Origin of the sequence: Bradyrhizobium sp. CSA207 (genome assembly GCF_029051685.1) — a bacterium.
In the GTDB taxonomy this organism is placed as follows: domain Bacteria; phylum Pseudomonadota; class Alphaproteobacteria; order Rhizobiales; family Xanthobacteraceae; genus Bradyrhizobium.
The window spans coordinates 1-13,218 of record NZ_JAACFT010000009.1 but is presented as its reverse complement, the minus strand read 5'-3'; the positions used below and the strand labels follow the sequence as shown (position 1 = coordinate 13,218).

The following is a 13,218-nucleotide window of genomic DNA, read 5'->3' as shown; positions in this document are numbered from 1 at the left end:
AATGGACGCGGAGAGCCTAGGCGAGCATTCGCTAAGGGCGGCTTAATCGGCCGCGACGGGGTAACTCCCGCTTGATTCACGGGCAATGCAATAATAGTTATTGATCAGGAACTGGCGGAGAAGGCAGCATGGCAGTCAGTGCGGATCTCGGCGAAGCCCTTGAAAACTTTGTGACAAAACTCGTCGCGTCGGGCCGCTACCATTCCAAGAGCGAGGTGCTGCGGGAGGGCGTGCGGCTGATTCAGGAGCGCGAAGCGCGGCTAGCCGCATTGGACGCTGCGATCGCACGCGGGCTTGATGACGCTGATGCCGGTCGGGCGAAATCAAGCTCCGACGTCTTTGACCGGCTCGAGGCAAGATTGGCCGGCAAGACGGACCGCACGTGATCGTCGTCATCACTGCGGAAGCCGAAGCCGACCTCGAGGACATCGCGTCATATGTCGCCGAGCAAAGCCCGCGCAGCGCGCTGGCGCTCATTCACGGGCTGCGGGAAACATGCGAATCCCTTGCCGCCGCGCCCCGCGGCTATCCTCTGGTCCCTCGATACGAACACAAGGGCGTTCGTCGGCGCCCGTTCGGGCACTACCTGATTTTCTATCGGGTCGGCAGCGATGCGATCGAGGTCATCCACGTACTGCATGGCGCCCGCGACTACGAACCGCTGCTCTTTCCCGAGACCTAGAATTGGGGGGCGATCGTTGAGTGCGGTTGCATGAGCTTAGTGTGGTGCCCAGGAAAGGACTCGAACCTTCACGGCTGTTAAGCCACTGGCACCTGAAGCCAGCGCGTCTACCAATTCCACCACCTGGGCATGCCGGTTGGGGCACGGAGGCGGTTACTACGGATCGGTGACGCGGTTGTCAATTCATGCTTGAATCGTGCCTGACGGATCCTTGGGGCTGCGGATTGCGCATCGCAAAATGGCCCGATACAAGCCTCCCCAACACGCTCTCTCCGTCAGGAATGGACCCCCATGGCATCGAATCTGGAAACTCTCGTCACGGTTTTCGGCGGATCGGGGTTTTTGGGCCGGAATGTCATCCGCGCGCTGTGCAAGCGCGATTACCGGATCCGGGTCGCGGTGCGGCGGCCGGAACTGGCCGGCTTCCTGCAGCCCTCCGGCAAGGTCGGACAGGTCCACGCCGTGCAGGCCAATTTGCGCTACCCGGCCTCGGTCGAGGCGGCGATGCGGGATTCGCACGTCGCGATCAACCTTGTCGGCATCCTCACTGAGGGCGGGGCGCAGAGCTTTGACGCCGTCCAGGCCAAGGGCGCCGAGACCGTCGCCAGGGCCGCCGCAGCCGCCGGCGCCCGGATGGTGCATGTCTCGGCGATCGGTGCCGACCCGCAATCGCCCTCGCGCTACGCCCGGGCCAAGGCGGCCGGCGAGCAGGCGGTGCTGGCGGCGGTGCCGTCGGCCACGATCTTCCGCCCGTCCGTGATGTTCGGGCCCGAGGATCAGTTCACCAACCGCTTCGCCGCGCTGGCGCGGATCTCGCCGGTCCTGCCGCTGATCGGCGGGGAGACGAAGATGCAGCCGGCCTATGTCGGCGACGTCGCCACCGCGATTGCGGACGCGGTCGACGGCAAGGCCAAGCTAGGCGCCACCTACGAGCTCGGCGGGCCGGAAGTGCTGACGATGCGCGAGATCATCGAAGCGATTTTGGCCATCACCGACCGCAAGCGGCCGCTGATCCCGCTGCCGTTCGGCCTTGCCCGCTTCAAGGCCAACTTCCTGCAGTTCGCGCCGGGCGCGCTGAAGCTGACGCCGGACCAGGTCACGCTGCTCGAGCGCGACAATGTCGTCTCGGATGCGGCGAAGGCGGCAGGGCTGACGCTGGAAGGCCTCGGCATCACCCCCGATTCGCTGGAGGCGATCGCCCCGCAATATCTCTGGCGTTTTCGCAGCGCCGGCCAGTTCCAGCGCAAGAGCGCTTAGTCCCGCGTCGACGGCGGTCTCTCTAATCTCTCCCGCTTGCGGGAGTGGTCGATCGCGCAGCGATCGGGTGAGGGCTTTCTCCGCGTCGGGAGTCTCTCTGCGGTGACACCCTCTCCCGTAGCCGATGCTTTGCATCGGCGTCCTTTTTTAAGAACGGCGGCCTTGGGCCGCGTATGCCTCTCCCGCAAGCGGGCGAGGGAGCGCACCTTCAGCGCAGCAGCGGCGTCAAAACCTCAGCTTCTTGAACACCGCTTCCGGCAGCGTCTTGATGATCAGCATCACGAGGCGCCATTTGCCGCTGACATAGACGACGTCGGTCTTCTTCTCGACGGCCTTGAGGATCGCATCGCCGACCACGTCCGCTTCGACGGTGAGCGGGCCGATCAGCTTCATGCCTTCCGTCATTTTGGTGCGGACGAAGCCGGGCTTCACGGTGACGACGTGGACGCCGCTGCGGCTGGCGCGGGCGCGCAGGCCGGACAGGAACGCCGAGAAGCCGGCCTTGGCCGAGCCGTAGACATAGTTCGAGGCGCGTCCGCGATCGCCCGCGACCGAGGATACGCCGACCAGGGTGCCATTGCCGCGGCCCAGGAATTTTTCCGCGAACAGGCCGAGGATGAGGGACGGGCCTTCGTAGTTGGAGCGCATGATGGTCGTGGCGTGCGCAAGATCGCTTTGCGCCCTCTCCTGCGCGCCCAGCAAGCCGACGATCGAGATGACGACATCGGGCAACGCCGGAAGGCCGCCGGCAAAGCCCTCGAACGAGGCAGTGTCGAGCACGTCGAACTTGAAGACGCCGACATCGACATTGTAGCGCGCGCGCATGTCGGCGGCGTCCGGCTTCAGCGCCGCGACGTCGCGCCCTGCGAGGGCGACATCGTAACCCGCCTTGGCAAAGGCGCGCGCGGCGGTGCGGCCGATATCGGAGGAGCCGCCCAGTACCAAAACGGACTTGCGCGGAGTCATGGCTTAAACCTCATCAAACAAACGCTGTGAAAGTTTCGAACGGATATTGCCCGCAGGATCGAGCGACTTTCGAATCGCGTTGAAGCGCTGCAGGGCCGGATAGCCGGCCTCGAACGTCGCGCGCGACTGGCGCGCATCCTTGGCGAGATAGAGCCGGCCGCCGGCCGCGACGACGAGGCGGTCGATCTCGTCGAGGAAATTCAGGATGTCGCCCCTCAGCGGGAAATCCAGCGCGAGCGTGTAGCCGGGCAACGGAAACGACAAAATGCCGTCGCCGTACCCGAGCTTCTTCAGCACCGCGAGGAAGGAAGCGTCGCCGCGCTTCGAAACGCGAGCGAGGATCTCGCCGAGCACGTCGCGCGCGCTCTGCTCCGGGATCACGCATTGATGCTGGAGAAATCCGCGTTTTCCGTAGATGCGATTCCACCCACCGATACTGTCGAGCGGGAAGAAATATGGGAAGAGCGAGACCACATGACTGCCGCCGGCCCGCCTGGCGCCCATGCGGTAGTAGAGCTCGTTGAAGGCGCGGATGCTGTAGCGGTTCAGCGTCATCGACGGAAGATCGATGGGCATGGCGAGCCCGGGATCCTTGCCGACCGGAAAGCGCTCGGCGCCGCCGGCAACCTCGTCCGCGCCGGCGTGCTCGCCGAGATAGATCAGCGAGCGGCCGAGATTGCCGCCGGCTGCCGCGCAATCGATCCACGCCACCGAATAGGTCGCGGAATCGCCGGCGTCGAGCGCCCGCATCGCGGCATCGAGATCGACCGCGGAGATCACCCGCTCGCGGATCCATCCCGTCTCGACCGGCCGCAGCCGGATCGTGGCTTCGAGAATGACGCCGGTGAGGCCCATGCCGCCGATGGTCGCGAAGAAGGCATCGGCATTCTCTGCGCGCGAGGCCTCGATGGTCTCGCCCTGACCGGTGCGCAGCAGGATACTTCCGACATAGCGGCCGAAACCGCCTTCGCAATGATGGTTCTTACCGTGCACGTCGGCGGCAATGGCGCCGCCAACCGACACGAAGCGCGTACCCGGAACCACGAAAGGCAGGAAGCCGCGGGGGCCGAATGTGTCGATCAGGTCCGACAGCAACATGCCGGCTTCGAGACGGATATAGCCCGTGGCCGGATCGAACGACCTGACGCGGTCAAAGCCGGTCATCGCAATCGTCCTGCGGGCGCCGATGCCAGCGTCGCCATAGGCGCGGCCGTTACCCCTCGCCACGGAGCCGCTCGCCGCAGCGACGGCTTCACCGACGGCATCGAACGACCGCGGCCTCAGCACATCGCTATCGACGACCGGGAAACGCCCCCAGCCGCTAACGAGGGTCATGGTTCAGCTCCTGTGCAGGGCGTGCCGCGCCTTGCGTTGGAAACTGCCTATCGATCAAAAGCTTATATTAGGTTGAAGCGCGTCTAGAGTTTTCGGAAGTTGCGGGCGCAACAAGCCTAAGCCGGAGGCTCCGCCCTTCCTCTCCCCGTCGGGGAGAGGTGTGTCACGCCCCGGCCAGCAGCGACTAAATCAGAAATTCGTCACACGTTACCGGCCGAGCGCCAGCGCGATCAGGCCGAGCGTGCCGACGACGACGCGCCACCAGGCGAACACCGCAAAGCCATGGCGGGTGACGTATTCCAGGAACGTCTTCACCACGATGATCGCGGTGATGAACGACACCACGAAGCCGATCGCGACGATGCCGATGTGGTCCACGTTCATCTCGGAACGGTTCTTGTAGAAGTCGTAGGCGAACGCGCCGATCATAGTGGGGATGGCGAGGAAGAACGAAAACTCCGCCGCGGCGCGCTTGTCGGCCCCCAAGAACATCGCGGCGACGATGCTGGCGCCGGAGCGCGACACGCCCGGGATCATCGCGACGCACTGGGCGATGCCGATATAGAGATACATCAGCAGCGGAAAGCGGGTGGCGTCATGCTCGCGCGGCTTGAGATCGATCCGATCGACCCACAACAGGATGGCGCCGCCGACGATCAGCGAGAAGCACACCACCCACGGATTGAACAGCAAGATCTTGATGTATTTTCCGGCGACGAGGCCGACGACGACCGCGGGCAGGAACGCCACCAGCACGCCGATCACGAAGCGGCGTGCATAGACGTCGCCCGTGAACATGCCAATCGCGACGTCCCACAATTTCTTGAAGTACAATACGACGATCGCAAGGATCGCACCGAGCTGTATCAGGACCGTGAACGAATCCCAGAAGGCGCCTTCGCCGAGATCGAAGAAGCGCTCCGCAACCAGCAGGTGGCCGGTCGAGGACACGGGAAGGAACTCGGTCACACCCTCGATGATGCCGAGGATCACTGCCCGTATTGCATCTGACATATTTACGGTCCATTTCCGCTGGAAAAGCGGGGCTCTTCTCGCCTATTCGCCCCCGTGCCGCAATCGCAAAATGCGCCATCGCGCCCTTGCTTCGCGGTTTTGAGGGACTAGTGTGGCGCCGCACAAACATTGATGGATTCTTAAGCACCATCACATAACCAAAGGCTTCATGTTTACGCTGTTCCATCATCCGTTCTGTCCGCATTCGCGTTTCATCCGCCTGATCGCGGGGGAATACGGGCTCGACCTGAAGCTGGTCGAAGAGCGCAGCTGGGAACGGCGCGAGGCATTTCTGCTGCTCAATGCGGCGGGCACGACGCCTGTCCTGGTGGACGAGGAGCAGCCGATTCCGGGCGCGGCCATCATCGCGGAGTATATCGACGAGGCCTATGGCGCCGAGATAGGGCCCAAGCGCCTGATGCCGGAGACGGTCGCCGAGCGCGTCGAGGTGCGCCGGCTGATGGCCTGGTTCAACGAAAAATTTTTCGAGGAGGTCTCGCATCCTCTCGTCACCGAGCGCATCTACAAGCGCTTCATGAGCGAGGAGAACGGCGGCGGCGCACCCTCGGCCGACGTGATGCGTGCGGCAAAAGCCAATGTGCGCTATCATCTGGCCTATATCGGCTGGCTGGCGCAGACGCGTAACTTCCTCGCCGGCGACCGGCTCACCTACGCGGATCTCGCCGCCGCGGCGCACCTTTCGGCGATCGATTATCTGGGCGACGTGCCATGGAGCGAGGACGACGCAGCAAAGGCGTGGTACGCGCGGGTGAAATCCCGCCCGTCGTTCCGTCCGCTGCTGAGCGAATGGCTGGCCGGCGTGCCGGCGTCGCGGACCTATGTGGACCTGGATTTCTGAACTCCAATCCGACTGAACTGAAGACGGCGCTTGCGCGCGAAGCCAAGGCGCTCGGCTTCGACTGCATCGGCATCACCGAGCCCGGCACGATCGAAGATGCCGGAAAGCATTTTCTCGAATTCATCGCCTCCGGCGGCCACGGCAACATGGACTGGCTCGCGGCAAGTGCTGAGCGCCGCGTCGATCCGCGCGGGCTGTGGCGGGACGTGCGCAGCGTGATCATGCTCGGCGTCAATTACGGTCCCGACCAGGATCCGCTCGCGATCCTCGAGCAGCGCACGCGCGCGGCGATCTCGGTTTATGCGCAGGGCGACGACTATCACGACCTGATCAAGAAGCGGCTGAAGGCGCTGGCACGCTGGCTGGTCGCGGCTGCGCCGTGTGAGGTGAAGCCTTGCGAGGTCAAGGTGTTCGTCGACACCGCGGCGGTGATGGAGAAGCCGTTGGCACAGGCTGCGCATGTTGGCTGGCAGGGCAAGCACACCAATCTGGTGTCGCGCGGATTCGGTTCATGGCTGTTTCTCGGCGCGATCTACACCACGCTCGAGCTGCCGCGTGACGACGCGGAGATCGATCATTGCGGCTCCTGCCGGGCGTGTCTCGACATCTGCCCGACCGCGGCATTCCCCGCGCCCTACAAGCTCGATGCGCGGCGCTGCATCTCCTACCTCACCATCGAAAACAAGGGGCCGATCCCGCGCGAGTTTCGCAAAGCCATCGGCAACCGCATCTATGGCTGCGACGACTGCCTCGCGGCCTGCCCCTGGAACAAGTTTGCGCAACAGGGGCGCGAAGCCAGGCTCAGCGCACGCGACGCGCTGCGTGCACCAACGCTGGTTGAACTGGCGCGTCTCGACGATGCTGCCTTTCGCGCGCTGTTCACGAAGTCCCCGGTCAAGCGCATCGGCCGCGACCGTTTTTTGCGCAACGTGCTGATCGCGATCGGCAACTCCGGTGATGTGGCGTTAGCGCAGGAGGCGCGGCGATTGCTGGCGGATGAGAGCGCGCTGGTGCGCGGGGCGGCGGTGTGGGCGCTCGGGCAGTTAGTGCCGCGAGAAGAGTTTGCAGTGGCGAAGGCGGCTGCAATCGCGAACGAGCCCGATGAGAGCGTTCGTGAGGAGTGGCAAGCGGCTTCCTAACCCTCCACTGTCATGCCCCGCGACCCGGCTACGCCAAGGCTTCGCCGGGGTTGAGGCCCAGGGGCGTCGAAGCTTTAGCGTAGGCGGCAGGCGGGGCGGGGCATCCAGTACGCCGCGGCCTCGCGATTCAATCACAGCCGTCTCTAGAATACTGGATCGCCCGATCAAGTCGGGCGATGACAGCGGGGAATGATGAAAGAGCGCACGGCTCCTCACTGTGAGGGCTGAGCAGCTTGATTTCCCCGCGCGATCCTTCAAGGTCGCACGTCATGACCAACACGCCTTTCTTCACCGTCGCAATTGCGCATCATAGTTCGCGCTACGCGCGCCCCGGAATGACGATGTGGGGACAGTCAGGCCAAATGTCTTCGCATCTCTGGCCTCGCCTTCAACTCCGCGCCTTGCTTGGCGGCGATCTTCGCAATCCGTTCAGGCGCAAAGTTTAGGTCAACGAAAGCCGGCGCGGTGTTGGCGACCTCGTGGTAGCTCGCTATCTTGCCGTCGCGGAGCGTCATGATCGCCACGCCCTCGAACATCGCCCGCGCGCCGTTCGCCTCGGGCAAGGTCGAACGATAGCTGAAGGTGTAGCGCGCGTAGAGCGTGGTGCGGTCGGACACGGGGTCGTGCATGTCCCAGCGGAAATCGCTCGCCGTGCGATAGAACCAGTCGTCGATCATGTCTGCGATTTTGGTGCGGCCGGCGAAGGCGCCGTAGAACACGTCGTGATAGACCCCGTCCTCGGTGAAGAGGTCCGCAAAGGCTTTGCCGTTGCGCTGCTCGACCGCGTCGCAGAAGGCGCGCAGCATGGCGGTGGTGGTCATCGGCGTTTCTCCCGCGTTCTTTTCTTCCCCTCTCCCCTTGTGGGAGAGGGTGGATCAATCGCGCGCAGCGCGATTGAGACGGGTGAGGGGTTACCTCTGCGAGTCCAACTCTCATTCGAATGCGTGGAGGCAACCCCTCATCCGGCGCCATAGCCGAAGCTTCGCTTCGGCGCTTTAAGAACGGCGGCCGAAGGCCGCCTATGCCACCTTCTCCCACAAGGGGAGAAGGAAGAAAAACCTTCACTCGATCTCCGCCACCGCGGCAACAATGCGCGCGATGTCCTGCGGGCGGGAGAGGCGATGATCGCCGTCCTGGATCATGGTCAGCACGACATCGTCGGCCGGCAGGCGATGCGTCAGCGCGAATGCGTGCTGCCACGGCACGTCGGGATCCTGGGCGCCTTGCAGGATGCGGACGGGGCAGCCGAGATCGATGGCGCTGCCGAGCACGAGGTGATTGCGGCCCTCTTCGATCAGGTTGCGCGTGATCGGATAGGGCGAGCCGTCGTCATATTCCGACGGCCTCAGCCACATGCCCTTGGTCTCGATCTCCTGCTTCACCTCGCGCGAAAATTTTTTCCACATCAGCTCCTCGGTGAAGTCGGGCGCCGGCGCGATCAGCACCAGGCCCGCTAGCGACGGCATAGTTTCCTTGATGGCTTGCTGGCTCTCTTGCCGCTTCCGGATCTCGCGCGCGAGCAGCAGCGCCATCCAGCCGCCCATGGAGGAGCCGATCACGACCTGCGGGCCGTCGCAGAAACGCTCGAACACCGCCACGCTGTCCTCGAGCCAGCGCCCGATGGTTCCGTCGGCGAAATCGCCGCCGGATTCGCCATGGCCGGAATAGTCGAAACGGACCGAAGCACGGCCGTGTTCGCTGGCCCAATTGTCCAGCGCCACGGCCTTGGTGCCCTGCATGTCCGACTTGAAGCCGCCGAGCCAGAACAGGCCGGGACCCGCTCCGGCGCGGCTGCGCACCGCGATTCTGCGTACTGAGGCACCCTCGCCGACTTCGATGAAGTCGAGCACGGCATCGGAAAGTGCGTTGGTCATGGAACGTTTACTCTGGCTGTGCGGTTTGAGCTGTCCCGGCTGGGCCGGCGTAATACGGTGTCAACGCTGACCTTTTGGGGCGCTTGCAGAACAGGGGCAAGGTGTCTATGTCGAGCACCGTGCCGATGGGCGTGACCAAAATGCCGCGCATTTGAGGGTTTTTCGATCGCGGCACGGGCGACTTGCTTGCCGGCAACCGCATCTTCCTTCAAAATAGCCGCTTCCTTCACAACTTTGGAGAACAACCCATTCGCCGTCCCAACAGAGCCCCGGCCCCTGCCGCCAAAGACGGGCCGCGCATCAATGATGATATCCGCAACGCGCAAATCCAGCTGATCGATCAGACCGGCGACAACAAGGGTACGGTCGAGACCGTCCTTGCGATCCGCATGGCCCAGGAGGCCGGCATGGATCTGGTCGAGATCTCGCCAAATGTCAGCCCTCCCGTCTGCAAGATCATGGACTACGGGAAGTACAAGTATTCCGCCCAGAAGAAAGCCGCCGAGGCCCGCAAGCGGCAGAAGACGGTCGAGATCAAGGAGATCAAGCTCCGCCCCATGATCGACGACCACGACTACGACGTGAAGATGCGCGCGATGCTCCGGTTCTTCGAAGAAGGCGACAAGGTCAAGATCACACTGCGTTACCGCGGCCGCGAGATGGCGCACCAGGAGATCGGCACCAAGCTTCTGGACAAGATCAAGACGGACGTCGCCGAGCTCGCCAAGGTCGAGCAGGACGCGAGGTTCGAAGGCCGCCAGGTCGTGATGGTGCTGGCGCCGCGCTGACGCCGGCCATTTGAGGCCCTGACAGTTCAACGGCCCGTCCGGATCTCCGGCGGGCCGTTTTGTTGGTCGGACACGCGGGCCGCGGACTCGGTGCACCTCTCCCGCTTGCGGGAGAGGTCGGCGCGAAGCGCCGGGTGAGGGCGTCCTCCTCTTGGGGTTTCTCGCCCGCAATCTCGGAAAAGTCGGCGGGCCGGTTCGAGCGGTTCACCGTTGCCATTTGGCTCGCGCTCTGCCATAAGCCCAGCCTTCATCGCCCGGCTGATTTAAGGGCTGCCGTGGCGGTGTTTCGTGCGGGTTTCGCGCCAGTTCGCAAAAACCTGAGCACAATCAACGCTCTAACGAGCATTTTAGACGGCCAGCCGCCTTCACGGGCGGCATTCTGTTGTGGCCATAGGAGAGCAAAATGCCCAAGCTGAAGACCAAGTCGGGCGCTAAAAAGCGCTTCAAGGTGACTGCCACCGGCAAAGTGATGCACGCCCAGCGCGGCAAGCGTCACGGCATGATCAAGCGGACGAAGAAGCAGATCCGTCAGCTCCGCGGCACCCGCGTGCTGTTCAAGACCGACGGCGACAACGTCAAGAAGTACTTCTTGCCGAACGCCTGATCGCGTCCTCGATCACTGCCACCTGCGCCGCGATTTGACGCGGCGATCCGAAAACCAAGTCATCTCTGAAGGATTTTGTCATGTCTCGCGTCAAACGCGGTGTGACCGCCCACGCCAAGCACAAGAAAGTCTACAAGGCCGCCAAAGGCTTCCGCGGCCGCCGCAAGAACACCATCCGCGCCGCCAAGCCGGCGGTCGAGAAGGCGCAGCAATATGCGTTCCGCGATCGCAAGCGCAAGAAGCGGACCTTCCGCGCGCTCTGGATCCAGCGCCTCAACGCCGCCGTCCGTCCGTTCGGCATGACCTACAGCCGATTTATCGACGGCTTGGCCAAGTCGGGCATCAGCGTGGACCGCAAGGTGCTGTCGGATCTCGCGATCAACGAGCCCGCCTCGTTCCAGGCGATCGCCGAGAAGGCCAAAGCTGCTCTCGCTGCCTGAGCAAGCTTGCGCTAACGGCCGGCTCCGCCGGCCTTCAGCGCGCGTCGCGAGTAACGCTGGGCGACCTCCGCCCGGCAGAACGCCGTGAAAGACAGGTACATGGTGCCGGACTTATTCCGGTACTTCCCGTCGCAGATCCGCAACTCGCGCCGATAGGCCTGTTTCTGCGTGGCCTTGAGGCCGGGCATGAAATCCGCCTCGCATTTCTTCTCGACGGCGGCGCCGAGCTGGACGTCGCCGCTCGCGGTCAACTGGCAATCCCTGAACACCTTCATCGCGCTTTCGCAGCCGTTCTGGGCACTGATGGTGTCGACGACCTCGTCCAGCGTCATGGATTTCTCCATGCAAACCATCGCGCGCGCCGGGGTGAAGGTGACCGATACAACGACGGCCAGAACCGCCAGGCAGGTTCTCAAGAACATCGCGTCATTCCTCGTAATCCTCTTGGTGCAGTGTAGCGGCGCAGGGTTCAACACAGCCAATCGTGACCCCGAAACGACCGGCTTTTTGCTTGACGTTACGGCCTTCGGGCGGCGACAACCCAGCCGAATTTAGCAGCAGGGATTTGACAGTGTCCGACCTCGCAACGCTCGAAACATCCATCCTCGACCAGATCGCCGCCGCCGGCGACGAGGCCGCGCTCGAAGCGGTGCGTGTCGCCTCGCTCGGCAAGAAAGGCTCGATCTCCGCGCTGCTTGCGACCCTCGGCAAGATGTCGCCGGAGGAGCGCAAGACGCAAGGCGCGGCGATCAACCTCGCCAAGGACAAGGTCACCCTGGCGCTTGCCGCGCGGCGCGACGTGCTGAAGTCGGCAGCGCTCGATGCGCGGCTCGCCTCCGAGACCATCGACGTCACCCTGCCGCTGCGCGATGCGCCGGCCGAGGCCGGACGCATCCATCCGCTGAGCCAGGTCTGGGACGAGCTGACCACGATCTTCGCCGACATGGGATTCTCGGTCGCCGAAGGGCCCGATATCGAGACCGACGACTACAATTTCACCAAGCTGAACTTCCCCGAGGGCCATCCCGCGCGCGAGATGCACGACACCTTCTTCTTCCATCCGAAGGAGGACGGCTCGCGCATGCTGCTGCGGACCCACACCTCGCCGGTGCAGGTGCGCACCATGCTGAGCCAGAAGCCGCCGATCCGCGTGATCTGCCCGGGCCGCACCTACCGCATCGATTCGGACGCGACCCACACGCCGCAATTCCACCAGGTCGAAGGCCTCGTCGTCGATAAGCACTCGCATCTCGGTCACCTCAAGTGGATCCTGCACGAGTTCTGCAAGGCATTCTTCGAGGTCGACCACATCAACATGCGGTTCCGGCCGTCGTTCTTCCCATTCACCGAGCCGTCGATGGAAGTCGACATCCAGTGCCGCCGCGACAAGGGCGAGATCCGCTTCGGCGAGGGCGAGGACTGGCTCGAGATTTTGGGCTGCGGCATGGTGCACCCGAACGTGCTGCGCGCCTGCGGCATCGATCCCGATGAATACCAGGGCTTTGCCTGGGGCATGGGCATCGACCGCATCGCCATGCTGAAATACGGCATGAGCGATCTGCGCCAGCTGTTCGACAGCGACATCCGCTGGCTGTCCCACTACGGCTTCAAGCCGCTGGAGGTGCCGACGCTGGCAGGAGGGCTGAGCTCGTGATGGTTGAGCTTGGGCATGTGAAGACTCGCGACAATCTCTTCGCGGAGAGAACCCTCTCCCTGCCCCTCCCCCGCAGGCGGGGGAGGGAATGGATAGAGCGAGTGCGCGGCGGCTGTCTCATGGATACTTATTCCCTGTCCGCTCGACGGGTCGAACTCCCTCCCCCGCCTGCGGGGGAGGGTTGGGGTGAGGGTGTCTCCTCGATGGGGTTGCCAATGGTCGATCCTAAGCATCCGAATTGGAAAGTATCGACCAGGCTCCGAGCCAATGCGCGCTCGCTCAGACGCACTTCGACCGACGCAGAGCGTATCCTCTGGTCGGAGCTGCGCGCCGGCCGGTTGAACGGTTTGATTTTTCGCCGCCAGGTGCCGATCGAGAACTACATCGCCGATTTTATCTGCCACGCAGCAAAGCTCGTCATCGAGCTCGATGGCGGCCAACACTTCTCAGACAAAGGTGAGCGCGCGGATGCGCATCGCTCCGCCTTCCTCGAAGCGAGAGGCTTCAATGTCCTCCGCTTCGGCAATCACGATGTGATGACAAATCGCGTCGGCGTTCTCGAAACAATCGCCACTGCCGTTGCGGAGAGAGCCCCCACCCCAACCC

Annotated in this window: 16 protein-coding genes and 1 tRNA gene; 10 read left to right on the top strand and 7 right to left on the bottom strand. The window is 63.7% G+C overall.

Features of this window, described 5'->3' with window-relative positions:
* Positions 1-128: 128 nt before the first annotated feature.
* Entirely contained in the window at positions 129-386 is a 258-nt protein-coding gene (locus GWG65_RS11895; protein WP_275195763.1) for a type II toxin-antitoxin system ParD family antitoxin, read from the top strand.
* Positions 383-682, top strand: coding sequence for a type II toxin-antitoxin system RelE/ParE family toxin (locus GWG65_RS11890; RefSeq protein ID WP_275195762.1), 300 nt, complete (start codon positions 383-385; stop codon positions 680-682). The genes GWG65_RS11895 and GWG65_RS11890 overlap by 4 nt, the downstream gene beginning before the upstream one ends.
* 42 nt (positions 683-724) lie before the next feature.
* On the opposite strand, the gene GWG65_RS11885 is transcribed toward GWG65_RS11890, so the two are convergent.
* Positions 725-811 (bottom strand) — tRNA-Leu (locus GWG65_RS11885).
* 162 nt (positions 812-973) lie between these two features.
* Between GWG65_RS11885 and GWG65_RS11880 the strand changes: the two genes are divergently transcribed.
* Entirely contained in the window at positions 974-1,939 is a 966-nt protein-coding gene (locus GWG65_RS11880) for a complex I NDUFA9 subunit family protein (RefSeq protein ID WP_275195761.1), read from the top strand.
* Positions 1,940-2,164: 225 nt separating this feature from the next.
* Here the strand turns inward: GWG65_RS11880 and GWG65_RS11875 are convergent, their stop codons facing one another.
* From GWG65_RS11875 to GWG65_RS11865, 3 genes are all read right to left on the bottom strand, one after another.
* Positions 2,165-2,905, bottom strand: coding sequence for an SDR family oxidoreductase (locus tag GWG65_RS11875; RefSeq protein ID WP_275195760.1), 741 nt, complete (start codon positions 2,903-2,905; stop codon positions 2,165-2,167).
* Positions 2,906-2,908: 3 nt separating this feature from the next.
* Positions 2,909-4,240: an FAD-binding oxidoreductase gene (locus GWG65_RS11870; RefSeq protein ID WP_275195759.1), complete on the bottom strand. Its 1,332-nt coding sequence runs from the start codon at positions 4,238-4,240 to the stop codon at positions 2,909-2,911.
* A 207-nt stretch (positions 4,241-4,447) separates the two neighbouring features.
* The gene (locus GWG65_RS11865) at positions 4,448-5,254 is read right to left on the bottom strand and encodes an undecaprenyl-diphosphate phosphatase (RefSeq protein ID WP_275195758.1); all 807 of its coding nucleotides are present in this window, start codon (positions 5,252-5,254) and stop codon (positions 4,448-4,450) included.
* Between the two features lie 169 nt (positions 5,255-5,423).
* On the opposite strand from GWG65_RS11865, the gene GWG65_RS11860 reads away from it, so the two are divergent.
* Positions 5,424-6,113: a glutathione S-transferase family protein gene (locus GWG65_RS11860; RefSeq protein ID WP_275195757.1), complete on the top strand. Its 690-nt coding sequence runs from the start codon at positions 5,424-5,426 to the stop codon at positions 6,111-6,113.
* On the top strand, positions 6,062-7,252 hold the full coding sequence (gene queG, locus GWG65_RS11855; protein ID WP_275195756.1) for a tRNA epoxyqueuosine(34) reductase QueG: 1,191 nt from the start codon (positions 6,062-6,064) through the stop codon (positions 7,250-7,252). Before GWG65_RS11860 ends, queG begins: the two co-directional genes overlap by 52 nt.
* Positions 7,253-7,605: 353 nt before the next feature.
* On the opposite strand, the gene GWG65_RS11850 is transcribed toward queG, so the two are convergent.
* Positions 7,606-8,073, bottom strand: coding sequence for a nuclear transport factor 2 family protein (locus GWG65_RS11850; RefSeq protein ID WP_275195755.1), 468 nt, complete (start codon positions 8,071-8,073; stop codon positions 7,606-7,608).
* 240 nt (positions 8,074-8,313) lie between these two features.
* Complete coding sequence (locus tag GWG65_RS11845) at positions 8,314-9,126, bottom strand: alpha/beta hydrolase (RefSeq protein WP_275195754.1); 813 nt, start codon at positions 9,124-9,126, stop codon at positions 8,314-8,316.
* Positions 9,127-9,374: 248 nt separating this feature from the next.
* On the opposite strand from GWG65_RS11845, the gene infC reads away from it, so the two are divergent.
* From infC to rplT, 3 genes are all read left to right on the top strand, one after another.
* A complete protein-coding gene (gene infC, locus GWG65_RS11840) occupies positions 9,375-9,914 on the top strand; it encodes a translation initiation factor IF-3 (RefSeq protein ID WP_148743626.1) in 540 nt (179 codons plus the stop codon).
* Between the two features lie 403 nt (positions 9,915-10,317).
* A complete protein-coding gene (rpmI, locus tag GWG65_RS11835) occupies positions 10,318-10,518 on the top strand; it encodes a 50S ribosomal protein L35 (RefSeq protein ID WP_008539890.1) in 201 nt (66 codons plus the stop codon).
* 80 nt (positions 10,519-10,598) lie between these two features.
* On the top strand, positions 10,599-10,958 hold the full coding sequence (rplT, locus tag GWG65_RS11830) for a 50S ribosomal protein L20 (protein WP_148743624.1): 360 nt from the start codon (positions 10,599-10,601) through the stop codon (positions 10,956-10,958).
* A gap of 11 nt (positions 10,959-10,969) precedes the next feature.
* Here rplT and GWG65_RS11825 read toward each other — a convergent pair whose 3' ends face one another.
* On the bottom strand, positions 10,970-11,380 hold the full coding sequence (locus GWG65_RS11825; protein ID WP_275195753.1) for a hypothetical protein: 411 nt from the start codon (positions 11,378-11,380) through the stop codon (positions 10,970-10,972).
* A 149-nt stretch (positions 11,381-11,529) separates the two neighbouring features.
* On the opposite strand from GWG65_RS11825, the gene pheS reads away from it, so the two are divergent.
* Both pheS and GWG65_RS11815 read left to right on the top strand, forming a co-directional pair.
* Positions 11,530-12,612, top strand: coding sequence for a phenylalanine--tRNA ligase subunit alpha (pheS, locus tag GWG65_RS11820; protein WP_275195752.1), 1,083 nt, complete (start codon positions 11,530-11,532; stop codon positions 12,610-12,612).
* 215 nt (positions 12,613-12,827) lie between these two features.
* Positions 12,828-13,218 (top strand): endonuclease domain-containing protein (locus GWG65_RS11815; RefSeq protein ID WP_275195751.1); only part of this gene is annotated, 391 nt, incomplete at its 3' end.